This is a genomic window from Mycobacterium sp. Soil_C_30 (genome assembly GCF_057656995.1).
The window spans coordinates 172,585-197,972 of sequence record NZ_JBDGJH010000011.1; the positions used below are offsets into that span (position 1 = coordinate 172,585).

Below are 25,388 nucleotides of genomic sequence, written 5' to 3' on the forward strand. Positions count from 1 at the left end.
AAGGAGAATCCGCTATGGACGGTGCGATCGCCGGCCTGGTCCTGCTGGCCGTTCTGGTCCTGCTGGCCGTCATCATCGTGGCCAAATCAGTCGCGCTGGTACCGCAGGCGGAGGCGGCGGTGATCGAACGGCTGGGCCGCTACAGCCGCACCGTCAGCGGTCAACTGACCCTGCTGGTGCCGTTCATCGACCGGGTGCGCGCCAAGGTCGATCTCCGGGAACGGGTGGTGTCGTTTCCCCCGCAGCCGGTGATCACCGAGGACAACCTCACGCTCAACATCGACACGGTGGTCTACTTCCAGGTCACCAACCCGCAGGCCGCGGTTTATGCGATCAGCAACTACATCGTCGGTGTGGAACAACTCACCACCACCACACTGCGCAATGTGGTCGGTGGCATGACCCTGGAACAGACGCTGACCTCCCGCGACCAGATCAACGCGGCGCTGCGCGGAGTGCTCGACGAGGCCACCGGCAAGTGGGGCCTGCGGGTGGCGCGGGTGGAGCTGCGTTCGATCGATCCGCCGCCGTCGGTGCAGGAGTCGATGGAAAAGCAGATGAAGGCCGATCGTGAGAAGCGCGCGATGATCCTGACCGCAGAAGGTGTCCGGGAATCGTCGATCAAGCAGGCCGAAGGCCAGAAACAGTCGCAGATCCTGGCCGCCGAGGGCGCCAAGCAGGCCGCGATCCTGGCCGCCGAAGCCGACCGGCAGTCCCGGATGTTGCGTGCCCAGGGTGAACGTGCCGCGCAGTATCTGCAGGCCCAGGGTCAGGCGAAAGCCATCGAGAAGACCTTTGCCGCCATCAAGGCCGGCCGTCCCACCCCGGAGCTGCTGGCCTACCAGTACCTGCAGACGCTGCCGCTGATGGCCAAGGGCGAGGCCAACAAGGTGTGGGTGGTGCCCAGCGATTTCGGTTCTGCGCTACAGGGTTTCACCAAGATGCTCGGTGCGCCCGGGGAGGACGGGGTGTTCCGCTACACCCCGTCGCCGGTGGAGGACGGTCTCAGCAAGCCCGAGGACGACTCCGAAGAGGTGAAGGACTGGTTCACCACCCAGACCGACCCCGAGATCGCCCGCGCGGTCGCCAAAGCCGAGGCCGACGCCCGTGACACCCCGGTACCGGAGATCGCCGCCCCGACATTTCCGCCGTCGGTGCAGGCGCACTACCCGCAGGACATGACGGAGCCCGTCGACCGGCAGGCACCGCCCAGCGGGTCGCACCGGGCGCCCTGATGCCCGCGTTCGCCTCGGCTCCGGTGTACACGGCGCTGGCCGTGGTGCAGGCCGGTGATGCGGTGCTGTGCGTCAAACCGGTGCGGTTGGTCGGTGAGTGCCTCGACGATGTGCAATTCCCACCGAGATACCGGTGGATCTTCCCGGTTGTGAAGTTCGCCTCGGCGCTGGGGCTGGTGTCGGTGTGGCGGTTTCCGCCGTTGGCCCGTTTCACAGCCCTGATGCTGACGGTCTACTTCACGCTGGCGGTCGGGGCCCATGTGCGGGTGCGAGATTTCGGCCGCAACTTCGCCGCGGCGTCGAGCCTGTTGGCCGTGTTCGCCATGCTGGCGGCGAAGGGACCGCAACTCAGCCGGTGACCGCCGGCGACGGTGTGTCGTCCGGGGAAACCACCTCGGAGCGACGAGCACGGCGGTGCTGGCGGGTCTCGTAATACAGTCCGGCCACACCCAGGCTCGCGGTGAGCAGCGACACCAGCACCAGGAGGGGATTCACACTGCCCGTGAGGGCGTCACCGAGCACCACCACGGCCACCGTCCCGGGCAGCAGGCCCACCAGCGTCGCTAGCGTGTAGGGGAGTAGCCGCACCGCGGACGCGCCCGCGGCGTAGTTCAGCACCGAAAACGGCACGGCGGGGATCATCCGCAGCGACAGGATGGCCGGCCAGCCGCGCCGCCGCAGCCGCGTGTCGAGGGAATCGATGCGCGGATCGCTGACCAGCCGGCTGAGTTGCCAACCGACCGCGCGTACCAGCAGGACGGCCAGCAGCGCGCTGATGGTGCTGGCCGTGACGGCGAGCGTGACGCCCAGCGCCGGACCGAAGAGCAGGCCGGCTGCCAGCGTGAATGCGGTACGCGGGAAAGGGAAGACGGTCACCAGGACGTGCGCGCCGAAGAAGGCCAGCGGAAACCAGGGACCCACCGAGGTGGCCCAGTCGCGCAGCTGCACGGCGGTGGGGAACGGGACGAACACGGCGACTGCGACGAGAATCACACAGACGACTGCGGTGATCACCAATCGGCGTCTGGGGATCTGACGAGCCGTCGCGACGACCGCGGAGCGCACACTGCGCAACGTGCGAAGACTCGGTTTGGCCACGGCAAACCAGATTACGGGCTGCGAGTGAACAACGGCGGACACGGCACGTCAGTAGGCGCGCTTCGGGCAGGTGGGCGGGTCACAGAGCGTGATCACCATCATTTAGCCTGAGGATTCGAGCGGCGGGCCACTCTGCGCGCCTAACGTGCTGATGAACATCAGGAGCTGCCGGTGTCCCCAGAATCCTCAGTCGTGTCAGCTGATCCAGCGGCCGTCGCCGCCGGATTGGATGAAGCGCGTGCGCGCTGGCGCAAGGCCGTGGCGGGGGTGTTGGCGAAGAGCACCCGCAAAGACGTCAGTGAGTTGGGTCCCGAGCCGGAGCGGTTGCTGAATACCGACACCTACGAGGGTTTCCCGGTGCGCCCGCTCTACACCGCACTCGATGAGCTGGCCGAGCCGGCGCTGCCCGGGCAGTGGCCCTACACCCGCGGTGGGGACGCCACCCGCGACGTGCTGGCGGGCTGGAAGGTGCTGGAGTCGTTCCCGGTGGCCGGGCAGGGCGTCTCGGACGGAAACGAGACGGTGCTGTCCGCGCTGGCCGCCGGGGTGTCGGGGCTGGTGCTGCGGGTGGGCTCCGGCGGTGTGCCGGTGGCGCAGGTGGATCGGCTGCTCGAAGGGGTCTACCTGGAGCTGGCCCCGATCGTCGTCGAGGCCGGTGCTGATTTCACCGCCGCCGCGCAGGCGGTCACCGCGTTGGTGGCCGGGCTGGCCGAGGAGAAGCGGCCGTCGTTGTCGATCGATCTGGGTGCTGATCCGTTGACTGCGGGGCTGACCGGTCGGCCCGCGCCCGGTCTTGATGACGTGGTGTCGGTGGCCTCGGGGCTGGCTGACTACCGCGGTGCGGTGCGGGCGGTCACTGTCGACGGGCCGACGCTGCACGGGTTGGGGGCAAATGCGGCGTGGGAGTTGGCGGGGGCGATCGCGGCGGGTGTGGAGTACGCGCGGGTCCTGGCCGATGGCGGGATCCCGGTCGGTGAGGCACTGAGGCAGATCAGTTTCCGGTTCTCCGCCGACGACGACCAGTTCCTGACGATCGCGAAGTTCCGGGTGGCGCGGCAGCTCTGGGCGCGGGTGGCCGAGGTGGCCGGGGCGCCGGATGCGGGTGCGGCGACGGTGCACGCCGAGACGTCATTGGCGATGATGGCGCAGCGGGATCCGTGGGTGAACATGCTGCGGTGCACGCTGGCGGCGTTCGGTGCCGGCGTCGGCGGTGCCGACACGGTGTTGGTGCATCCGTTCGACGTGGCCATTCCTGGTGGCGCTGCGGGGGTTTCAGGCAGTTTCGCGCGCCGGATCGCCCGCAACACGCAGCTGCTGTTGCTGGAGGAATCGCATCTGGGCCGGGTGCTGGATCCGGGTGCCGGGTCGTGGTTCATCGAGGATCTGACCACAGAGCTGGCCGAGGCGGCCTGGGCGAACTTCCAATCCGTGGAGGCCCGCGGCGGGTTCAGTGCGGCGCGTGATCATCTGGTGGAACAGATCGCCGCTGTCGCCGACCGGCGGCGGGCCGACATCGCGCATCGGAAGACGGCGGTGACGGGGGTCAACGAGTTCCCGAATCTGGGGGAGGCACCCCTGGGCGAGACGGAGGCACTGCCGGGGGTGCTGCGGTATGCCGCCGATTTCGAGGCGCTGCGCAACCGTTCCGATGCGTATCTCGATCGTTATGGGACGCGGCCGAAGGTGCTGCTGTTGCCGCTGGGTCCGCTGGCCGAGCACAACATCAGGACGACGTTCGCGGCCAACCTGCTGGCCTCGGGCGGTATCGAGGCGGTCAACCCCGGCCCGGTCGACGCCGCGGGGGTGGCCCAGGCCGTTGCCGACGCCGGCTCCCCGACGGTGGCGGTGATCTGCGGTACCGACGCCCGCTACGGCACCGAGGTCTCCGAGGTGGTCGAGGCGGCGCACGTGGCGATGGTCGAGCACGTCCTGCTGGCCGGGCCCCAGAAGGCGATCGGCGAGGCGACACACCGACCGGATGACTATCTGACCGCGAAAATCGATGCGGTCGAAGCACTTTCAGAGCTGCTGACGAGATTGGGGGCCTGAGCGATGACTGCGGGCACTTCGAACAAGATCGAGAGTTTCGCCGACGTACCACTGCGCGGTGAGGGGTCTTCGGCACCGGCCACGGCGGCGGCTGTCGACGATCTGGTGGCCACGGCCGCCGCGGCGCACGGTTATGCGGCCGAGCAATTGACGTGGAACACCCCCGAAGGCATCGACGTCAAGCCGGTGTACATCGCCGCCGATCGCGATGAGGCTGCGGCGCAGGGTTACCCGTTGGACAGCTTCCCCGGTGAGCCGCCGTTCATCCGGGGGCCGTATCCGACGATGTATGTCAATCAGCCGTGGACCATCCGCCAGTACGCGGGGTTCTCCACCGCCGCGGAGTCCAATGCGTTCTACCGGCGCAACCTGGCCGCGGGCCAGAAGGGCCTGTCGGTGGCCTTCGACCTGGCCACCCACCGCGGGTATGACTCCGACCATCCCCGGGTGGCCGGCGATGTGGGTATGGCCGGGGTGGCCATCGACTCGATCCTGGACATGCGGCAGTTGTTCGACGGCATCGACCTGAGCGCGGTCAGCGTGTCGATGACGATGAACGGTGCGGTGCTGCCGATCCTGGCGCTGTACGTGGTGGCCGCCGAGGAGCAGGGGGTGGCGCCGGAGAAGCTGGCCGGCACCATTCAGAACGACATCCTCAAAGAGTTCATGGTCCGCAACACCTACATCTATCCGCCGAAGCCGTCGATGCGGATCATCTCCGACATCTTCGGCTACACGAGTGCGAAAATGCCGAAGTTCAACAGCATTTCGATCTCCGGCTATCACATCCAGGAAGCCGGCGCCACGGCCGATCTGGAGCTGGCCTACACGCTGGCCGACGGGGTCGAGTACCTCAAGGCCGGCCTCGACGCGGGGCTGGACATTGACTCCTTCGCCCCGCGGCTGTCCTTCTTCTGGGGCATCGGGATGAACTTCTTCATGGAGGTCGCCAAGCTGCGCGCGGGCCGGCTGCTGTGGAGTGAGCTGGTCGCCGAGTTCAGCCCCAAGAGTGCGAAATCGCGGAGTCTGCGTACGCATTCGCAGACCTCAGGGTGGTCGCTGACCGCCCAGGACGTCTACAACAACGTCGCCCGCACCTGCATCGAGGCCATGGCCGCCACCCAGGGGCACACGCAGTCGTTGCACACCAACGCCCTCGACGAGGCGCTGGCGCTGCCGACGGACTTCTCCGCGCGGATCGCGCGTAACACCCAGTTGCTGCTGGCTCAGGAGTCCGGCACCACCCGGCCCATCGACCCGTGGGGTGGGTCGTACTACGTGGAGTGGTTGACCCACCAGCTGGCCACCGCGGCACGTATGCACCTCGGTGAGGTCGTGGCCCACGGCGGGATGGCCCAGGCCATCAGTGACGGTATCCCGAAGCTGCGCATCGAGGAGGCCGCCGCTCGCACGCAGGCGCGCATCGATTCGGGTGCCCAGACCGTCATCGGGGTCAACAAGTACCGCGTCGACGAGGATCAGGAGATCGAGGTCCTCAAAGTCGAGAACAGCAGGGTGCGGGCCGAGCAGCTGGCCAAGCTGCAGCGGCTGCGGGCCGAGCGCGACGAGACTGCAACCCAGGCCGCGTTGGCTGAATTGACAAGAGCCGCAGGCGTTCACGAGGCAGCCGGCGAAGACGGGCTGGGCAACAACCTGCTGGCGCTGGCCATCAACGCCGCCCGTGCGCACGCCACGGTCGGGGAGATCTCCGATGCGCTGGAGAAGGTCTACGGCCGCCACGTCGCCGAGATCCGCACCATCTCCGGGGTCTACCGGGACGAAGCGGGGAGGGCCGAGAACATTTCCAGTGCCATCGAACTCGTCGAGAAATTCGCCGAAGCCGACGGGCGGCGGCCGCGCATCCTGATCGCGAAGATGGGCCAGGACGGCCACGACCGTGGGCAGAAGGTGATCGCCACCGCGTTCGCCGACATCGGCTTCGACGTCGACGTGGGCTCACTGTTTTCCACCCCGGACGAGGTGGCGCGCCAGGCCGCCGACAACGACGTGCACGTCGTCGGCGTGTCGTCGCTGGCCGCGGGTCACCTGACCCTGGTCCCGGCGTTGCGCGATGCCCTGGCCGAGGTGGGCCGCCCCGACATCATGGTGGTCGTCGGCGGGGTGATCCCGCCCGGTGACTTCGACGAGCTCTACCAGGCCGGGGCCACTGCGATCTTCCCGCCCGGCACCGTGATCGCCGACGCCGCGATCGGACTGCTGCACAAGCTGGCCGAACGCCTCGGCTACACGCTGAGCTAGATGAGCCCGTCGGTTACCGAACTGGCCGACGCGATTCGGCAAGGGCAGCGGTCGGCGCTGGCACGGGCCATCACCCTGGTCGAGTCGACGCGCGCCGATCACCGACACAAGGCCCAACAGCTGTTGCTCGAGCTGATGCCCGATGCCGGAAAAGCCATCCACGTCGGTATCACCGGTGTACCCGGTGTGGGTAAGTCGACGTCGATCGAGGCGCTCGGGATGCACCTGATCGAGAGCGGCCACCGGGTGGCGGTGCTGGCGGTCGACCCGTCGTCGACCCGTACCGGTGGATCGATCCTCGGTGACAAGACCCGGATGTCGAGGCTGGCCGCGCACGACGATGCCTATATCCGGCCGTCACCGACCTCGGGCACCCTCGGCGGTGTCGCCCGCGCCACCCGCGAGACCATCGTGTTGCTCGAAGCCGCCGGCTTCGACGTCATCCTGGTCGAGACCGTGGGAGTCGGGCAGTCCGAGGTGACGGTGGCCAACATGGTCGACACCTTCGTCTTCCTCACCCTGGCCCGTACCGGTGATCAGCTGCAGGGCATCAAAAAAGGGGTGCTCGAACTCGCCGACATCATCGTGGTCAACAAGGCCGACGGCGACCATGCGCTCGAAGCCAGGAAGGCGGCCCGGGAACTGGCCGGGGCGATCCGGCTGATCCACCCGCGTGACGCGGTGTGGCTGCCGCCGGTGCTGACGATGAGTGCGCTGGAAGGCACCGGACTCGACGAACTGTGGCAGACAGTGGAGAAACACCGGCGGGTGTTGACCGATGCGGGGGAGTTCGCCGCCCGCCGGCGCAAACAGCTGGTGGACTGGACGTGGTCGATGGTGCGCGACACCGTCTTGGACCGCGTTCTGGCCCATCCTGCGGTCCGCGAGCTCAAGCGTGAGGTGGAACGCCAGGTGCGGGACGGCGAGCTGACGCCCGCGCTGGCCGCTCAACAGATCCTGGATGCCGCCGACCGCGGTACATAACGGAGCGATAAATCACGCCCGCGGTGTGATCTGACACCTGTAAATTCAACTGTGTGACCCATACAACCGTTCGGGCGCGCAGCGCGGCGCTCCCGAAAGGCGTCCATGGCGCAGCGGATCCCAATTTCGTGTGCGCGGTGCGCAGCTTCGCGAGCTTGTTCCCGAGTCGGCATTTCGGTGGCGGCGCTCTGGCGGTCTACCTGCACGGCGAGCCCGTTGTCGATGTCTGGACCGGCTGGGCGGATCGCCGCGGACGGATTCCCTGGACCGCGGACACCGGTGCCATGGTGTTCTCCGCCACCAAGGGGATGGCCTCGACGGTCATCCACCGGCTGGCCGATCGCGGTCTGATCGACTACGACGCCCCGGTTGCCGAGTACTGGCCAGAGTTCGCTGTCGGGGGCAAGGCCGACATCACCGTGCGCGAGATGATGGCCCACCGGGCGGGTCTGTCTCAGCTCAACGGCCTGTCCAGCACCGATCTGCTGGATCACCGGAAGATGGAAGAAGTGATGGCGGCCGCTCCGGCGTCCTCGCTTCGGGGTAAGCCGGCCTATCACGCGCTGACCTACGGTTGGCTGCTCTCCGGGCTGGCCAGATCGGTGACCGGACTGGGGATGCGGGCCCTGATCAGGCAGGAGCTCGCCGAGCCGCTCGACACCGACGGCCTGCACCTGGGCCGACCGCCGGCCGGCGCCCCGACGCGGAACGCGCAGATCATCGGGCCGCAGATGAACTTCCAGAACCCGGTCTTCAACGCCGTCGCGCCGCGGGTGGCCGCGATCCAGCGGTCGGCGATCTTCGGGGCGATGTACTTCCCGGGGATGAAAGCGATGGTGCAGGGGGACATTCCGCTGCTGGATGCGGAGATCCCGTCCGCCAACGCCGTCGCGACCGCGCGGGGCCTGGCCAGGATGTATGGCGCCATTGCCAACGGCGGTGAGGTCAGCGATGCCGCCACCAGGTTCTTGTCGCGCGATCTGGCGGCGGCACTGGTCGGGCGGCCGAGTCTGACTCCCGATCGCAGCTTGTTCATGCCGATGGCGTTCCATTTGGGCTATCACGCGTTGCCGTTACCTGGGGTGATGCCCGGTTTCGGGCATGTGGGGCTCGGTGGATCGCTGGGGTGGGCGGTGCCGGAGACCGGGCTGGCGTTCAGTTTTGTCCACAATCGGCTGCTGACTCCTTTTCTGGTGGCTGACCAGGCCGGATTCGTGGCCACCGCCGCTCTGGTCCGCCGCGGAGCCGCCCAGGCCAGGGCGCGCGGATACCGGCCGGTCTCAGGTTTCGGTGCGCCTTATCCGGCCGAACAGAAGCCGGCTGCGGGTTAGCTCGGAGTTCTCTGTGCGCCGTTCCCAGCGACGGTGCATGGGCAAAACTAATCGACGTTTCTGGCGATTGTGCGCCGCCGGCGCCGCCACGGCGCTCGACAACGTTTGTTGTCAGCTAAAGTCGCTGGGTAACAATGGTTTTCGATCTCGAATCCGGCCTTCCGCTGAGAAAAAGCTGAGTTTGCTCTTTCTGGGTGCATTGTTTGCCAGTGGAGGCAGGGGGCCGTTCCGTCGTTACACCCTGTCCGATTGCCGAAAGTGGGAAACTGTGAGTCTCTTGTGCGGCCGGCGGTGGGGTTCGGCAGTCGCTCACAGCTAACTATTTCGGGCGCTTGATTCGCCGCCGGGGCCGTTTTCCCTGCGACAACGCTCGTATTCAATCGAAGTGACACCCGGGTTGCATTTCGCCGGATTGGGCTGATGAGGTCTTTTCGGAGCTCTCCGCGGCCATCGCTGTGTTTGCTGAAAATTTATGCAGCGAAAAATTCAAATATCGATGTCAAGACAAACGATATAACGGTGCCGTAAATATTTGGAATGTTCGCAGGTGGGCCGAGTTTGATCTTTGATTCAGCAAATCACTCGCGCCTCGTGTAGTGTTCCGGCGGCGGAACTTGAATGGGCAAGCGGCGACACGACTTTGCTCGGAATTTTGCACAGACGTCAGTGGGAGCGGTTAGGCTACCGACTCACACGCCAAACTCAGGAAAATTTCAGGTAGACCTAAGGGGCAAGACCGACCGACGAGCAACTGGTAGACGTGGGGCAACGGGGGCCACATCACGTCGACCGCTCACCGGTCGAGCCCCACATATCAGCGAAATAAGCGCGGAAGAGGTTGGATTACGTGGTAGAGGCATCAGTCACTCCCGTCGCGGTCATCGGCATGGCATGCCGGTTGCCGGGTGGGATCGATTCGCCGCAGCGTTTCTGGGAGGCGCTGCTGCGGGGCGAAGACCATGTCACCAAAGTCCCCATCGACCGCTGGGACGCTGAGGAGTACTACGACCCCGAACCCGGCGTTCCCGGCCGGTCGGTGTCGAAGTGGGGCGCATTTCTCGACGATATCGCGGGCTTCGACGCCGACTTCTTCGGGATCAGCGAACGTGAAGCCACCGCCATCGATCCGCAACACCGCCTGCTCATGGAGACCGCCTGGGAGGCCGTCGAGCATGCGGGAATCGATCCGGCAACGTTGGCGGAGGCCCTGGCCGGCGTGTTCGTCGGCATGACCCACGGCGACTACCAACTGCTGGCTGCCGACGCTCATGCGGTCGAGGGACCGTACGGATTCACCGGCAACAACTTCAGCCTCGCGTCGGGGCGGATCGCCTACCACCTCGGCGTGCACGGACCCGCCTACACCGTCGACTCGGCGTGCTCGTCGAGCCTGCTGGCCGTCCACATGGCCTGCCGCAGCCTGCATGACGGCGAAAGCGACCTCGGCCTGGCCGGGGGCGTCTCGGTCATGCTCGAGCCGCGCAAGATGGCCTCCGGTTCGGCGCAGGGCATGCTCTCGCCCACCGGCAAGTGCCACGCCTTCGACGTCGACGCCGACGGGTTCGTCTCCGGCGAGGCCAGCGTCATGTTCCTGCTCAAGCGCCTCGACGACGCCCAGCGTGACGGGGACCGCATCCTCGGCGTCATCCGTGGTACCGCAAGCAACCAGGACGGCCACACCGTCAACATCGCCACCCCGTCGCGCCCGGCGCAGGTGTCGGTCTACCGATCGGCGCTGCGCTCCGGCGGCGTCGATCCCGCCACCGTCAAGATGGTCGAGGCGCACGGCACCGGGACCCCGGTCGGCGACCCCATCGAGTACGCGAGCCTGGCCGAGGTCTACGGCACCGCCGGCCCCGTCGCCCTCGGCTCGGCGAAGACCAACTTCGGACACGGCCAGTCCGCCTCGGGCGCGGTCGGCCTGATGAAGGCCCTGCTGTCACTGCAGCACGGCCTGGTCCCGCAGAATCTGCACTTCAACAAGCTGCCCGACGAGATGGCGCAGATCAGCACCGAGCTGTTCGTCCCGACCAGCACCGTGCCCTTCCCGGACAGCGACGGACCGCGCCGTGCGGCGGTGTCCGCCTACGGCCTGTCCGGGACGAATGTCCACGCGGTCGTGGAGCAGGCCCCCGAGCAGCAGGGCCCGCGCGAGGTGTCCGGCGACATTCACACCGAGCGCACCGGCGCTCTGCTGTTCCCGCTGTCGGCCACCTCGGCCGAGGAACTGCGCCGCACGGCGGGCCGGCTGGCCGAGTGGGTGTCCGAACGCGCCCGCGGCAACGCCCGCGCCACTGATCTCGAATTGGAAGACCTGGCCTACACGCTGGCGCGTCGCCGCTCGCACCGCCCGGTGCGGACCGCCGTGCTGGCCGCCAACCACGAAGAGCTGATCAAGGCGCTGCGTGAGGTCGCCGACGGCGACACCCCCTACCAGGCCGCCGTCGCCCAGGACGCCCGCGGTCCGGTGTGGGTGTTCTCCGGGCACGGGTCCCAGTGGGCCGGTATGGGTACCGCGGCGCTGGCGTCGGAGCCCGTGTTCGCCGCCACCATCGCCGAACTCGAGCCGCTGATCCAGCGTGAGTCCGGCTTCTCGGTCACCGAGGCGATGACCGCCGAGGAGAAGGTCACCGGGATGGACCGCGTCCAGCCCACGATCTTCGCCATGCAGGTGGCAATGGCCGAGACCATGAAGGCCTACGGAGTGCAACCCGGTGCGGTCATCGGCCACTCGATGGGCGAGGCCGCCGCGGCAGTCGTCTCCGGCGCGCTGTCGTTGGAGGACGGCGTGAAGGTCATCTGCCGGCGGTCCAAGCTGATGGCGACCATCGCCGGGTCCGGCGCCATGGCGTCGGTGGAGCTGCCCGCCAAGCAGGTGCTCTCCGAACTGGCCGCCCGTGGCGTGCGTGATGTGGTGCTCGCCGTGGTGTCCTCGCCGCAGTCGACCGTGGTCGGCGGCGCCAAGGAGTCCGTCCGCGAGCTGGTGGAGCACTGGGAGTCGCGCGGCGTGATGGCCCGTGAGGTGGCCGTCGAGGTGGCCTCCCACTCGCCGGAGGTCGACCCGATCCTCGACGAGCTGACCGAGGTGCTCGACGACCTCGATCCGCAGGAGCCGACGGTTCCCTACTACTCGTCCACGCTTTACGACCCCCGCGACCCGGCCGACTACGACGCCTACTACTGGGCCGACAACCTGCGCCACACCGTGCGGTTCGCCGCCGCCGTGCAGGCCGCTCTCGAAGACGGATTCCGCGTCTTCGGCGAGCTGTCGCCGCACCCGCTGCTGACCTACGCCGTCGAGCAGACCGGCCGCGGCCTGGACATGCAGCTGGCCGCCCTGGCCGGGATGCGCCGCGAGCAGGAACTGCCCAGCGGGCTGCGTGGTTTCCTGGCCGACCTGCACGCCGCCGGCGCCGCGGTGGATTTCTCCACCCAGTACCCGGACGGCCGCCTGGTCGACGCCCCACTGCCCACGTGGACCAAGGTCCCGCTGATGCTCACGCGCGACGACAAAGAGGCCGCGGCCGGCGGGAACACCGTCGCCGTCCATCCGCTGCTCGGTGCGCACGTCCGGCTGCCGGAAGAGCCGGAGCGCCATGTGTGGCAGGCCGATATCGGCACCGCCGCCCAGCCGTGGCTCGGCGATCACCAGGTGCACAACGTCGGTGCCCTGCCGGGCGCGGCGTACTGCGAGATGGCCATCGCCGCCGCCGGGACGGTCCTGGGTGAGAACACCGAGGTCCGCGACATCACGTTCGAGGCGATGCTGCTGCTCGAAGACGTCACCCCGGTGTCGGTGGTGGCTGAGGTCAAGGCCCCCGGTGTCGTGGACCTGGTTGTCGAGACCTACGCCGAGGGCGAACAGGTCCGGCGCGCATCGGCCACGCTGCACACCGCCGAGGCCGGAGAAGACGCCGCGCCCGCCGTCCGTGACATCGACAAGCTGATCTCGGCGCACCCCCAGCGCATCGAAGGCGCCGAGATGCGCGACTGGTACGCCGAGCGCGGTATCCAGTACGGTCCCGCGTTCGCCGGCCTGGTGGCCGCCAACGTCGCCGAGAACGATTCCAGCGCAACGGTTTTGGCCGAGGTGTCGCTGCCGGGCTCCATCCGTTCGCAGCAGGGCGCCTACGGTATCCACCCGGCGCTGCTGGACGCCTGCTTCCAGGCTGTGGGAGCGCATCCCGACCTGCACTCCGACACCACCGGCACCCTGATGCTGCCGCTGGGGGTGCGCCGCTTGCAGGCTCACGCCTCCACCCGCAACGCGCACTACTGCTACGTCACCGTGACCTCGGCCACCGCCACCGCGGTCGAAGCCGACGTCGAGGTGCTCGACGAGCACGGCGCCGTGCTGCTGACCGTCAGCGGGCTGCGGCTGGGCACCGGGGTGTCGGCCGCGGGCCGCCAGGACCGGGTGCTGGGCGAGCGGCTGCTCACCATCGACTGGAGGCAGCAGGAGCTGCCCGAAGCCGACGGTGCGGAGGCCGGCCGCTGGTTGCTGATCAGCCTGGGCGAGGACGCCGAACCCACAGCGCTGACGCTCTCCGGCGAGCTGACGCAGAACAGCGCCGACGTGAGCACCCTGGTGTGGTCCATCGACGCCGAGGACGCCGCGGCCACGCAGACCCTGCGCGAACGCCTGTCGGCCGACCCGCACACCGGTGTGGTGCTGGTGACGGGCGACGCGGTGGCCCGCACCTCCGCCGACTACGTGCGTGCGGTGGTGCGGATCGCCCGCGAGCTGCCCGAGATCCCCGGCGAGCCGGCCCGGCTGTTCGTGGTGACCCGCAAGGCCCAGACCGTGTTGTCGGATGACGTCGCCAACCTCGGCCAGGCCGGCCTGCGCGGTCTGCTGCGGGTCATCGCCATGGAGCACCCCGGCCTGCGGGCCACCCAGGTGGATCTCGATGACGCCACCGAGATCGACCAGCTGGCCGCGCAACTGCTGTCCGGCTCCGAGGAGGACGAGACCGCCTGGCGTGACGGCGACTGGTACACCGCTCGGCTGAACCTGAGCCCGTTGCAGCCCGAGGAGCGGCTGACCACTGTCGTCAACCACGAGACCGACGGCGTGCGCCTGCAGATCCGGGTTCCCGGCGATCTGCAGTCGCTGGAGCTGGCCGCCTTCGACCGGGTGGCTCCCGGGCCGGGCCAGATCGAGGTGTCGGTGGCCGCGTCGAACCTCAACTTCGCCGACGTGCTGGTGGCCTACGGCCGGTACCCCAGCTTCGAGGGCCGGTTGCCGCAGCTCGGCGCCGACTTCGCCGGTGTCGTCACCGCCGTCGGCCCCGGCGTCACCGACCACAAGGTCGGCGACCGGGTGGCCGGTATCTCGGCCAACGGCGCGTGGACCACGTTCGTCACCTGCGATGCCAGCCTGGCGGTCACGCTGCCCGACAGCGTGCCCGAGAGCGCGGCCGCCGCGGTGCCCAGCGCGCACGCCACCGCCTGGTACGGACTGCACGACCTGGCCCGCATCTCGTCGACCGACAAGGTGCTGATCCACTCCGCCACCGGTGGGGTGGGACAGGCGGCCGTGGCCATCGCCAAGGCCGCGGACGCGCAGATCTACGCCACCGCCGGCACCCCGGAGAAGCGAAAGCTCCTCAAGGAGTGGGGAATCGAGCACGTCTACGATTCCCGCAGCACCGACTTCGCCGAGCAGATCCGCACGGACACCGCCGGCTACGGCGTGGACATCGTGCTGAACTCGCTGCCCGGTGCCGCCCAGCGGGCCGGTCTCGAACTGCTCACCTTCGGTGGCCGGTTCGTCGAGATCGGCAAGCGCGACATCTACGGCGACACCAAGCTGGGGCTGTTCCCGTTCCGGCGCAACCTGTCGTTCTACGCGGTGGACCTCGCGCTGCTGACGCTCACCAACCCGGGCCACACCCGCAAGCTCATGCAGACGGTGTTCGACAAGATCGCTGACGGCACGCTGCCGCTGCCGGAGACCACCCACTTCCCGCTGCGGGAAGGTGCCACCGCGATTCGTGTCATGGGTGCCGCCGAGCACACCGGCAAGCTGGTGCTCGACGTGCCGCACACCGGCACCAGCAGCGCGGTGGTGCCGCCGGAGAACGCCACGGTGGTGCGTCCCGACGGCGCATACGTCATCACCGGCGGGCTGGGCGGGCTCGGCCTGTTCCTCGCCGAGCAGATGGCCGACGGCGGTGCCGGACGGATCGTGCTCAACGGCCGGTCCGCGCCGAGCGCCGACGCGCAGGAGGTCATCGAGCGGATCCGCCGCGGGGGCACCGAGGTCGAGGTGACGCGCGGCGACATCGCCGAACCGGACACCGCGCGACGGCTCGTCGAGGCCGCCACCGCCACCGGTATGCCGCTGCGCGGTGTGCTGCACGGTGCCGCGGTGGTGGAGGACGCCACCTTGCCCAACATCACCGATGAGCTGATCGACCGCGACTGGCTGCCCAAGGTGGCAGGTGCGTGGAACCTGCACGAGGCGCTGCAGACCAGCGGCGCCGACGAAAAGCTGGACTGGTTCTGCTCGTTCTCGTCGGCGGCGGCCATGGTCGGTTCACCGGGCCAGGGCGCGTACGCGGCGGCCAACAGCTGGCTGGACGGGTTCACCCGCTGGCGGCGGGCGCACGGTCTCGCCGCCAACGTCATCGCCTGGGGCGCCTGGGCCGAGATCGGCAAGGGGCAGGCCATGGCCGAAACCGGCGCCGAGGGTGCCGCGATGGCCATCGCGCCCGACGAAGGTGCCTATGCCTTCGACGCGCTGCTGCGGCACAACCGCACCTACACCGGTTATGCACCGGTGGCGGGCACTCCGTGGCTGGCGGCCTTCGCCCAGACCAGTAAGTTCGCCGAGTCGTTCGCGTCGATCGGCAAGAACCCGTCGGGCACCAGCGCCTTCCTGACCGAGCTGCACGAACTGCCGCTCGAGGAATGGCACGCCCGGCTGCGCCGGCTCATCGCCGACCAGATCAGTCTGGTGCTGCGCCGCTCGGTGGATCCGGACCGGCCGCTGGCCGAATACGGGCTCGATTCGCTGGGGATCCTCGAGGTCCGCACCAAGATCGAGACCGAGACCGGGGTCAGGATCGGGTCGACGGACATCACCACGGTGCGGGGGTTGGCTGAGAGACTGTACGACGAATTGGCGGCCGACCAGGCTTCAGCAGAAGCGGTGACGGCGGCCACGTAATGATTTCAGACGACGCATCGATGTATTCGCCGGGCAAACCCGCCGATTACAGAGGGCACAGACGAGTACGGGGAGCGTGAATGGTTGCAATCAAGGCAATCCATGACTGGATGGGTGAGCCGGGGAACGTTGTGTCCTGGCACCCGTCGCCCGCCACACTCGCCAAGGTGCGGCAGGCGCCGGTCAGCGACGTGCCGGTCAGCTACCAGCAGGCCCAGCACATCCGTGGCTACCGCAGCCACGTTGCCAACGGCACCGACATGGCCCGCCTGAACATCCCCGCGTGGGACATACAGGGCCAGTGCGATATCCGGGCGATGACGCACGTCATCAACTCCTACGTCCGGCGGCACGACACGTACCACAGCTGGTTCGAGTTCTCCGACGAAGACGGGGCCGGCGAGATCGTGCGCCACACCGTCCGCAATCCCAAGGACATCAAACTGGTTCCCACCGACCACGGTGAGATGAATCCCGCCCAGTGGCGTGAGCATGTGCTGGCCACCCCGGATCCGCTGACGTGGGACTGCTTCCACTTCGGCATCATCCAGCGGGCCGACCACTTCACCTTCTACATCAGCGTGGACCATGTGCACACCGACGCCATGTTCATGGGGCTGGTGCTCGTCGAGATCCACATGATGTACCTCGCTCTGGTCGACGGTGCCGCTCCGCTGCAGCTGCCGCCGGCCGGTAGTTACGCCGACTACTGCCTGCGCCAGCAGGCCTACACCGCCTCGCTCACCCTGGACACCCCGGAGGTGAAAGGCTGGGTGGAGTTCTTCCAGCGCAACGGCGGCACCATGCCGCGCTTCCCCCTGCCGCTGGGCGACTTCTCGGTGACGCACACCGGTGACATGGTCACCGTCGAACTGCTCGACGCGCAGCAGGCCCAGAAGTTCGAGGCGGTCTGCATGGATGCCGGTGCGCGCTTCAGCGGTGGAGTGATCGCCTGCGCGGCCATCGCCGAGAACGAGCTGACCGGCACCGACACCTACCACATCATCACCCCCACCACGACGCGCAACGGCCAGACCGAATTCATGACCACCGGCTGGTTCACCGGGCTGGTCCCGATGAGCGTGCCGGTCGGTTCGTTCGCCGAGACCGCGCGGGCCGGCCAGCAGGCCTTCGATTCCGGCATGGCCATGAAGGACGTGCCGCACGAGTTCGTGTTCGAACTCGCCGAAGGCACCGATCTCGGGTTGCGTACCCCCGAGCCCGGGGTGCCCATGCTGTCCTACCTCGACGCCGGCCTGCCGCCGCTGTCTCCCGCGGTGATCGCGCAGTGGGAAGCCATGAACGGCAAGGTCTTCAGCGATGCCCGCGCGGCGTACCAGGTCGGCATGTGGGTGAACCGGACCGACAAGTCGCTGTCGGTGACCGTCGCCTTCCCGAACAACCCGGTGGCCCGCGAGTCGGTGCTGCGCTACGTCGAGACCATGAAAGCGGTGTACACCCGGGTGGCCGACGGGCGCGAGGTGGGCACCCCGGCACGACCGGAATTGTCCCGCGTCATCGGTGGCTGATCGGGTGACGGTTCGGACTCGTTCGATCCGCCTGCCCCGTGCGGGGCGGCGGGAGTTGACCTCCGATCGTGCCGACAACCGGCTCGATTACATCGACCAGGCGCTGTTCCTCGGCCTGCGCGCCACCGGACAGGCGGCGGTGTGTCAGTGCTTGTGGATCTACGAGCACCCGGTCGACCTCGACGGCCTGAAACGCTTTCACGCGAACTTCGGCCACGGACTGGCGGGTCGCCGGATCGAACCGTCGCCGCTGCCGTTCGGTCGGCACCGCTGGGTGTCCTCACCCGGGGCTCCCGGCGACATCCTCTTCGAAGAGGGGCTGCGGCCGCGCGACGAGCTGATGGAATGGGCCGACGCACACGCCTGCCGGCCGGTCGATCCCGAATGGGGCCCGGCCTGGCACATGGGTGTGCAGCGGTTCGACGACGGTTCCACCGCGGTGAGCCTGGTCGGCTCCCACTGCATCGGCGACGGCGGCGGCGCGGTGCTCACGGTGTTCGAAGCGGTGACCGGTAACCTCCGCGATCTCGGGTATCCGGCGCCGCGGTCCCGGACCCGGCGCGAGGCCATCCGTGCCGACGCCCGCGACACCGTCCGTGATCTGCCGGAGATCGGCAGGACGCTCGTCGCCGGCGCCAAGGTGGCGTTCAAGCGGCGCGGTGACCTCAAGGGTTCCGGCGGCGCCGAGCCCGAACGGGCCCTGGGTCCCGAAGGGGACCGGCACGTGAGGGTGCCCGCCGTAGCGATCTACGTCGACGGCGCCGACTGGGACGCCAGGGCCGAAGCGCTCGGCGGCAACAGCTACTCCCTGGTCGCCGGTCTGGCCGCGCGTCTGGGTGAACGGTTCGGGCGGCGCAGCAGCGTCGACGGCGCCGTCCCGCTCACGGTGCCGATCAACGACCGCACCCTCGAAGACACCCGCGCCAACGCCGTGCTGCTGGCCAATGTCCGGGTGAACCCCACGGGCGTCACCTCGGATCTGTCGGCGGCGCGGGCGGCCCTGAAACAGGGACTCAAGACGGTCAAGGAAGTGCCGGACGAGACGCTGGCGCTGCTGCCGCTGACGCCCTTCATTCCCAAGCGAGCCGTCAAACGCACCGCGGACGTCGCCTTCGGGTTCACCGCCGACCTGCCGGTGTTCTGCTCCAACCTCGGCCAACTGCCCGCCGAGATCAGCCGCGCCGACGGCACCGACGCCGAACACGTGGTGTTACGCGGCGTCGACCAGTTCGTGCCGCTGCGGGTGCTGGAAGAGCGGCACGGTCTGCTCACCGTGATCGCCGCCCGCGTCGGCACCAAACAGTCACTGGCCGTCATCGGTTACCAGCCGGGCGCGGAGAACACCAAGGCCCGCCTGCGCGGCATCGTCTCCGAGACGCTGGCGGAATTCGGCATCGACGGTGCGCTGGAATGACTCAGCGTGAGGACCGCCTGGACTACATCGATCAGGCGTCGTTTCTGTCGTTACGGGCCGTCGGCCGCCACCAATTGGCGCAGCTGGCCTGGATCTACGAGCATCCGCTCGACCACGACGGGCTGACGCGTTTCCATCAGAACGTGGGTGCCGGGTTGATCGGGCGCCTGATCGAACGATCGGCACTCCCGTTCGGCCGACACCGCTGGGTTTCGGTACCGGGCCCGCAGACCGGGATCGACGTCGCGGACCCGCCGCGTTCCCCGGACCAGCTCACCGACTGGCTGGACGAACAGGCCCAGCTGCCCCTCGATCCGGAGCGCGGTCCCGGATGGCGCCTGGCGGTGCTGCCGTTGACCGACGGTTCGACCGCCGTCACCCTGGTGACGTCGCACAGCCTCACCGACGGGCTTGGGTTGTTGCTGCACGTGGCCGCCGCTGCCAAGGGCGAGGTGCGCGACTTCGGCTACCCGCGGCCGGCGTCGCGCAGCCGCCGCCGCGCACTGGCCGCCGATCTGCGCCAGAGTGCCCGCGACGTGCCGGAGCTGGGGCGGACGCTGGTTGCGGCCGCGAAACTGTTCTACAAACGCCGCAACGATTTCACCAACGCCGGGGCCTCGCGCGCGGCGGTGATCTCCGCCGGTGACCCGAACGAGAACGTCGTGGTGCCGACGGTCGCGGCATTCGTCGGAATCGACGAATGGGATGCGCGCGCCGCCGCGCTCGGCGGAAACAGCTATTCGCTGTTGGCGGGTTTCGCCGGGCGGCTGGCCGAGCAGATGGGGCGACACCGCCCCGACGGAACCGTGAGTCTGTTGGTGGCGATGAGCGACCGTACCGAGGGCGATACCCGTGCCAACGCGGTGTCGATCGCGAACGTCGTCGTCGATCCCGCGCCGGTGGCCCAGGACCTCTCCGCAGTGCGGGCGGCCATGAAACAGGGCCTGCAGACCATGAAAGACGTCCCGGACGAGACGTTCGCGCTGCTCCCGCTGACCCCGCTGGTGCCCAAACGTGCGGTCAAACGCACGGCCGACGTCATGTTCGGTGACCTGCCCGTGTCGTGTTCCAACCTCGGTCAGCTGGATCCGGCGGTGGGCCGGGTCGACGGCACCGACGCCGAGTACTTCCTCATGCGGGCGGTCGACCAGAAGGTGACCCGCGGCGAGATCGAGCGGGTTGGCGGTCAACTCGTCGTCGTGTCGGGCCGGATCAACTCCCAAGTGAGCATCGGGGTCGTCGGCTATCGCAACGGCGGCACCAACACCAGCGCCGCGCTGCGCGAGCTGGTGGCACAGACGCTGGCGGAGTTCGGCCTGACCGGCACGTTCAAATAGCCGCCCGCTCCTCGAGCAGATCCGCCGTGAGCCGCACACTCTCGGCGACGGGAGTCAGCCGGGTGGCCAACTCCGCGGCGCGCGCCGCGATCCCCGGCGCCAGGGTGTGCCGCAGGGCGGCCAGGAGGTTGTCCCGGGTGGTCTTCGAAAACCGTTGCGCCGTACCGATTTCCAGCTTCTTGACCTGGTTGGCGAAGAACGGCTGATCGGCTCCCACCCACAGCACCAGAGTCGGGACCCCGGCGCGCATCCCAGCGGCGGTGGTCCCCGCGCCGCCGTGGTGGACCACCATGCGGCACAGCGGGAACACCGCGCTGTGATTGACCGCCCCGACGATCCTGACGTGATCTGCCCGCGACGCATCCGGCAGGGTCCACGCGCCCGAGGAGATCAGCGCCCGCTCACCGAGTTCGGCGCACACCTCGGTGATCATGGCCACGGCCTCGGCGGGGGACTCGACCGGCATGCTCCCGAAGCCGAAGTAGATGGGCGGCTTGCCTGCGGCCACCCACGCCAACAGCTCATCGTCGGTGGCCGTCTCACGCTGCAGGGTCAGAGCGCCGACAAACGGGCGCACCCCGGCCCACTCGTCGGCGAGGCCGGGGAACAGCAACTTGTCGTACGCCTGGATCTCGAGGGCGCCGCCGTCGATGATCCGGCGGATGGCACGAGACGACGCCGCAGGCAGGCCCAGTTCCCGGCGCTGAGCGTCCTCAGCTTTTTTCATCACCCGCCAGTGCACCCACTCGCCGGCGGCGAACCCGGACTCGACCACCTTCGACGGCAACGGCACCGGGACGACGGTGCGGTTGGGGCGGTGCGGGAAGTAGTGCAGGGCGGCCAGGGGGATCCGGTGGTACTCAGCGACGTTGGCGGCCACCTCCTGATAGGTGGTGCCGGTCAGCAGCAGGTCGGCGCCCTGGGCCATGGCCGCCGACGCGGCGCTCATCTCCGCCCACCCCTCGGTGGCGTATTCGCGGCTCTCCCGCAGCACGGTCAGCGGGTTGCGCAGCGACCAGAACTTCCGGAACACCTCGGCCTCGAGCTGTTTCTGCGAGTCCACGCCGTAGGCGACGGCGGGCGGAAGTCCCGCCTCTTCGACGAACGCGGTCAGATTCGGGGGAACGGCCAGGCGCACCTGGTGCCCGCGCCGCTGTAGTTCGAGTGCCACCGCCGCGCAGGGTTCGATGTCGCCACGGGTTCCGTGCACCGCCACCGCGAAGATCACCGGCGGCCCCCTGCCGGCTGCGCACTGCGGAACGACCCGTCTGAATAGGTTGCGGACACCGCCCGATTCAAACACGGGCCACGCCCCGGCTCTCAGGTGCGGGCCCGCGCCGCACAGGCACGCACCGCGGGGTATGTTTTAGCAACCTGGCCAGCGCCTGAGGTAGCTCTGCGAACTGCCTGCACGGCGTTCTGCGAGGTCCTTTGTGGACCCCGCAACCGTGTAACCTGGTTGGGATGTCCAAACGCGCCTTCACCCGCGGTGCGTTCGCAGGGGCAGGGTTTCCGCTCCTCAGTCGCGTGGTGGTCCGCCACCCGCTGTGGGTGATCGCCTCCTGGGTGGTTCTGGCCGCCGTCTTGATGCTGTCCCTGCCGTCGCTGGCCAAGGTGGCTGCCGAGAATCCGCCGGAGTTCCTGCCCGCCGAGGCGCCCGTGCTGCACGCCACCGAGGTGATGGGCACGGCGTTCAACGAGCCGCCCGCCGCCAACAGCGTCGTCGTCATCCTCATCAACGAGAACGGGCTGACCCCGGACGACGAGGCCACCTACCGAAAACTGGTGGACACGCTGCGGGCGAACGACAGCGTGATGAACACGCAGGACTTCATCGCCATCCCCGAGCTCAAAGCCGTGATGACCAGCGAGGACGGCAAGGCCTACAACCTGCCAGTGAACCTCACCGGTCAGATGGCCACCGCCGAAGGCCAGGAGGCGTACAACGACGCCCTCCGGATCGTCGACGAGGTCACTGACGGGACGACGCTGGAACCCAACATCGTCGGCGCGGCCGCCACCTTCGACGACGTCAACCAGATCGGCGTGCGGGACCAGCTGGTCATCGAGACCACCACCGGCATCCTGGTGTTCACCATTCTGGTGTTGGTCTACCGCAGTTTCGTGGCGATGATGCTGCCGCTTCTGACCATCGGTGCGGCACTGCTGGTCGCCCAGCAGGTGGTGGCGGGGCTGGGCCTGGTGGGCCTGGGGGTCGGACCGCAGACGCTGTTGTTGATGACGGCGATGATGCTGGGCGCAGGCACCGACTACGCGATCTTCCTGCTCAGTCGATACCAGGAGATCCTGCGCACCGGTGTGCCCTCCGACGAGGCCATGCAGAAGGCGTTGACGTCCATCGGCCAGGTGATCGCCGGATCGGCCTTCACCGTCGCAGCCGCCTTCATGGGCATGGCGTTCACCGACCTCGGGGTGTTCTCCACGGTCGGGCCGCCGTTGGCGGTGACGATCCTGGTGGGCTTCCTGGGCTCGGTGACCATGCTGCCCGCGCTGATGACGCTGGCCGGACGACGGAACTGGCTCAAGCCTCGCAAAGACCTCACCGGCCGGATCTGGCGCCGATCGGGAACCGAGATCGTGCGCAGGCCGAGGCTGGCCCTGGCGGGCAGCCTGACGATCCTGCTGGCGCTGGCGGCCTGTATGTCGCTGATCAACTACAACTACGACGACCGCAAGAACCTGCCCGACGACATCGACAGCAACCTGGCCTACGAGGCGATGAACCGGCACTTCCCGGTCAGCAGCACGGCCCAGCAGTTCCTGTTGATCCAATCCTCCGGTGATCTGCGCACCCCCGAAGCGCTCGCCGACATGGAACAGATGGCGCAGCGCATCGCCGATCTGCCCGGTATCGACGCGGTCCGCGGTATCACCCGCCCCACCGGCGAGATGATCGAACAGGGCAAGGCCACCTGGCAGGCCGGTGAGGTCGGAAACAGGCTCGGTGACGCCGCCACCCTGATCGACGACAACGACCAGAACCTCGATGCGCTGTCCGGCGGCGCGGGCCAATTGGCCGACGCCCTCGACGAGATCCGCGGCAGTGTGGTCAACGCGGTGGGCAGCGTGCGCGGCCTGGCGTCGGCGCTGGACGAGATGGCCACCCGATTCGGCGGTGAGAAGACGCTCGACGAAATCGACAAGACGGCCTCGCTGGTGTCCAACATGCGTTCGCTGGGGCAGGCGCTGGGGTTCGACCGCGTGCGCCTCGGCGATGTCGGCGGGTGGGCTGCTCCGATGCTCAACGCCCTGAACACCAGCCCCACCTGCTCCATGGATCCGGAATGCGTCGCCTCCCGCGCCGATCTGCAGAAGCTGGCCGATCTGCGCGGTGACCCGGCGCTGGACAAGATCGCCGAGCTCGGCGATGTCCTGGTCTCTACGAACGGCAACCAGACCCTCGACGAGACCATCGGCAGTCTCAGCCGCAACATCGCGGCTGTGACCAGTTCAGCACGTGAACTGGGTCTGGGGGAGGCCGGTGGCCTCCAGAAGCGGATCACCACCGCGCTGGAGGGCGCCAACACCCTGGCCGATTCCAGCCGTCAGCTCGCTGAAGGTGTCCAGCTGCTGGTGGATCAGACCCGCAACATCGGTTCCGGCCTGGATCAGGCCTCGGCGTTCCTGATGGCGATGAAACGCGACGCCTCCAGTCCGTCGATGTCCGGCTTCTACATTCCGCCGGAGATGCTGACTCAGCAGGAGTTCAAGAAGGCCGCCGCGCTGTTCATCTCCGCTGACGGGCACACCGCCCGGTATCTGGTGCAGACCGCGCTCGATCCGTTCAGCGTCGAGGCCATGGACCAGCTGCAGCTGATCGTGAAGACCGCCCAGGACGCGCGGCCCAACACGACCCTGCAGGACGCCACCATCTCGATGGTCGGGTTCACCGTGGTGAACGACAATCTGCGGACCTACTACAACGGCGACATCCGGTTCATCATCGTCGTCACGCTGGTGGTGGTGTTCCTGATCCTGGCCGTCATCCTGCGTGCCATCATCGCCCCGCTGTATCTTGTTGCCTCCGTTGTCATCTCGTTCGTGTCCGCCGTCGGCATCGGCGTCGTCTTCTTCCAGTTCATCCTGGGGCAGAACATTCACTGGAGTGTTCCGGGCACGGCCTTCCTGGTGTTGGTCGCCGTCGGAGCCGATTACAACCTGTTGCTGATACACCGCATCAGAGACGAGGTCCGCCACGGCCACACCATGCGGGCGGCGGTGGTCCGCACCGTCGGCGCCACCGGCGGAGTGATCACCTCGGCGGGCATCATCTTCGCCGTCTCGATGCTGAGTCTGACGGTCAGCAGCTTGAGCACCGTTGTCCAGATGGGCTTCGTCATCGGCGTGGGTTTGTTGCTCGACACGTTCATCGTGCGGACCGTCACGGTGCCGGCCATGGCCGTGCTGGCCGGCAACGCGAACTGGTGGCCCTCCAAGTCGGCGCATGTTCTGCACAAACCGGCGGAGGGTCCCGCGACCGCCGAGGAGGCGGAGACCGACACCGTGGATCCGGATGATCCCGACACCGACCGGCTCGGCGATGACGGCGAGCTCGACGATCCGGACACCGAGGAACTCGACGTCCAGGCGGACGGTGACGCCGTCGGCGAGACCGACAACGAGGATCAGCCCGAGCCCGTCGCCTCTGAAGGCGAAACCGACGAGACCGACAACGAGGACACCGACGAGGACACCGGCGAGGACACCGACGCGGACGAGACCGCCGTTGCCGAGACCGCCGTTGTCGAGACTGAGGCCGAGTCGACCGAGGATGAGCCTGAGGTCGACGCCTCCGACGCCGATGCACCCGGATCAGTCGCGGACGAGACCACCGAAACCACCGAAACCACCGAGACCACCGAAGACCCCGAGGCTCAGCCCGAAGACTCCGCTGCCGAGCCGGAACCTGAACCCGAGCCGAAGAAGAAGCGGCGTTGGTTGCGCCGCGGCCGGTGAG

General features: G+C 68.1%; 13 protein-coding genes. 11 read left to right on the forward strand and 2 right to left on the reverse strand.

What is annotated here, in order from left to right:
• Positions 1–14 precede the first annotated feature (14 nt).
• Both AC3A6P_RS21100 and AC3A6P_RS21105 read left to right on the forward strand, forming a co-directional pair.
• The gene (locus AC3A6P_RS21100) at positions 15–1,235 is read left to right on the forward strand and encodes an SPFH domain-containing protein (RefSeq protein WP_487693680.1); all 1,221 of its coding nucleotides are present in this window, start codon (positions 15–17) and stop codon (positions 1,233–1,235) included.
• The gene (locus AC3A6P_RS21105; protein ID WP_487693681.1) at positions 1,235–1,594 is read left to right on the forward strand and encodes a DoxX family protein; all 360 of its coding nucleotides are present in this window, start codon (positions 1,235–1,237) and stop codon (positions 1,592–1,594) included. Before AC3A6P_RS21100 ends, AC3A6P_RS21105 begins: the two co-directional genes overlap by 1 nt.
• Here AC3A6P_RS21105 and AC3A6P_RS21110 read toward each other — a convergent pair.
• Positions 1,584–2,333: a TVP38/TMEM64 family protein gene (locus AC3A6P_RS21110; protein ID WP_487693682.1), complete on the reverse strand. Its 750-nt coding sequence runs from the start codon at positions 2,331–2,333 to the stop codon at positions 1,584–1,586. The two genes, AC3A6P_RS21105 and AC3A6P_RS21110, sit on opposite strands and share 11 nt — an antisense overlap.
• A gap of 192 nt (positions 2,334–2,525) precedes the next feature.
• Between AC3A6P_RS21110 and mutA the strand changes: the two genes are divergently transcribed.
• From mutA to AC3A6P_RS21150, 8 genes are all read left to right on the forward strand, one after another.
• Positions 2,526–4,382 carry a methylmalonyl-CoA mutase small subunit gene (gene mutA / locus AC3A6P_RS21115; RefSeq protein ID WP_487693683.1) on the forward strand — a complete coding sequence of 619 codons (1,857 nt, stop codon included), beginning with the start codon at positions 2,526–2,528 and terminating at the stop codon, positions 4,380–4,382.
• A gap of 3 nt (positions 4,383–4,385) precedes the next feature.
• Positions 4,386–6,641 carry a methylmalonyl-CoA mutase gene (gene scpA / locus AC3A6P_RS21120; protein ID WP_487693684.1) on the forward strand — a complete coding sequence of 752 codons (2,256 nt, stop codon included), beginning with the start codon at positions 4,386–4,388 and terminating at the stop codon, positions 6,639–6,641.
• On the forward strand, positions 6,642–7,625 hold the full coding sequence (meaB, locus tag AC3A6P_RS21125; RefSeq protein ID WP_487693685.1) for a methylmalonyl Co-A mutase-associated GTPase MeaB: 984 nt from the start codon (positions 6,642–6,644) through the stop codon (positions 7,623–7,625).
• A 53-nt stretch (positions 7,626–7,678) separates the two neighbouring features.
• Positions 7,679–8,956 (forward strand): esterase/beta-lactamase LipL, encoded by a 1,278-nt coding sequence (lipL, locus tag AC3A6P_RS21130; protein ID WP_487693686.1) that lies wholly within the window; start codon positions 7,679–7,681, stop codon positions 8,954–8,956.
• Between the two features lie 847 nt (positions 8,957–9,803).
• Complete coding sequence (gene pks2, locus AC3A6P_RS21135; protein WP_487693687.1) at positions 9,804–16,130, forward strand: sulfolipid-1 biosynthesis phthioceranic/hydroxyphthioceranic acid synthase; 6,327 nt, start codon at positions 9,804–9,806, stop codon at positions 16,128–16,130.
• 80 nt (positions 16,131–16,210) lie between these two features.
• Complete coding sequence (locus tag AC3A6P_RS21140) at positions 16,211–17,659, forward strand: condensation domain-containing protein (protein ID WP_487693688.1); 1,449 nt, start codon at positions 16,211–16,213, stop codon at positions 17,657–17,659.
• 4 nt (positions 17,660–17,663) lie between these two features.
• Positions 17,664–19,073 (forward strand): hypothetical protein, encoded by a 1,410-nt coding sequence (locus tag AC3A6P_RS21145; RefSeq protein WP_487693689.1) that lies wholly within the window; start codon positions 17,664–17,666, stop codon positions 19,071–19,073.
• On the forward strand, positions 19,070–20,410 hold the full coding sequence (locus AC3A6P_RS21150; protein ID WP_487693691.1) for a hypothetical protein: 1,341 nt from the start codon (positions 19,070–19,072) through the stop codon (positions 20,408–20,410). The genes AC3A6P_RS21145 and AC3A6P_RS21150 overlap by 4 nt, the downstream gene beginning before the upstream one ends.
• Here AC3A6P_RS21150 and AC3A6P_RS21155 read toward each other — a convergent pair.
• The gene (locus tag AC3A6P_RS21155; RefSeq protein WP_487693692.1) at positions 20,403–21,638 is read right to left on the reverse strand and encodes a glycosyltransferase; all 1,236 of its coding nucleotides are present in this window, start codon (positions 21,636–21,638) and stop codon (positions 20,403–20,405) included. The two genes, AC3A6P_RS21150 and AC3A6P_RS21155, sit on opposite strands and share 8 nt — an antisense overlap.
• Positions 21,639–21,874: 236 nt before the next feature.
• Between AC3A6P_RS21155 and AC3A6P_RS21160 the strand changes: the two genes are divergently transcribed.
• Positions 21,875–25,387 carry an MMPL/RND family transporter gene (locus AC3A6P_RS21160; protein WP_487693694.1) on the forward strand — a complete coding sequence of 1,171 codons (3,513 nt, stop codon included), beginning with the start codon at positions 21,875–21,877 and terminating at the stop codon, positions 25,385–25,387.
• Position 25,388 lies beyond the last annotated feature (1 nt).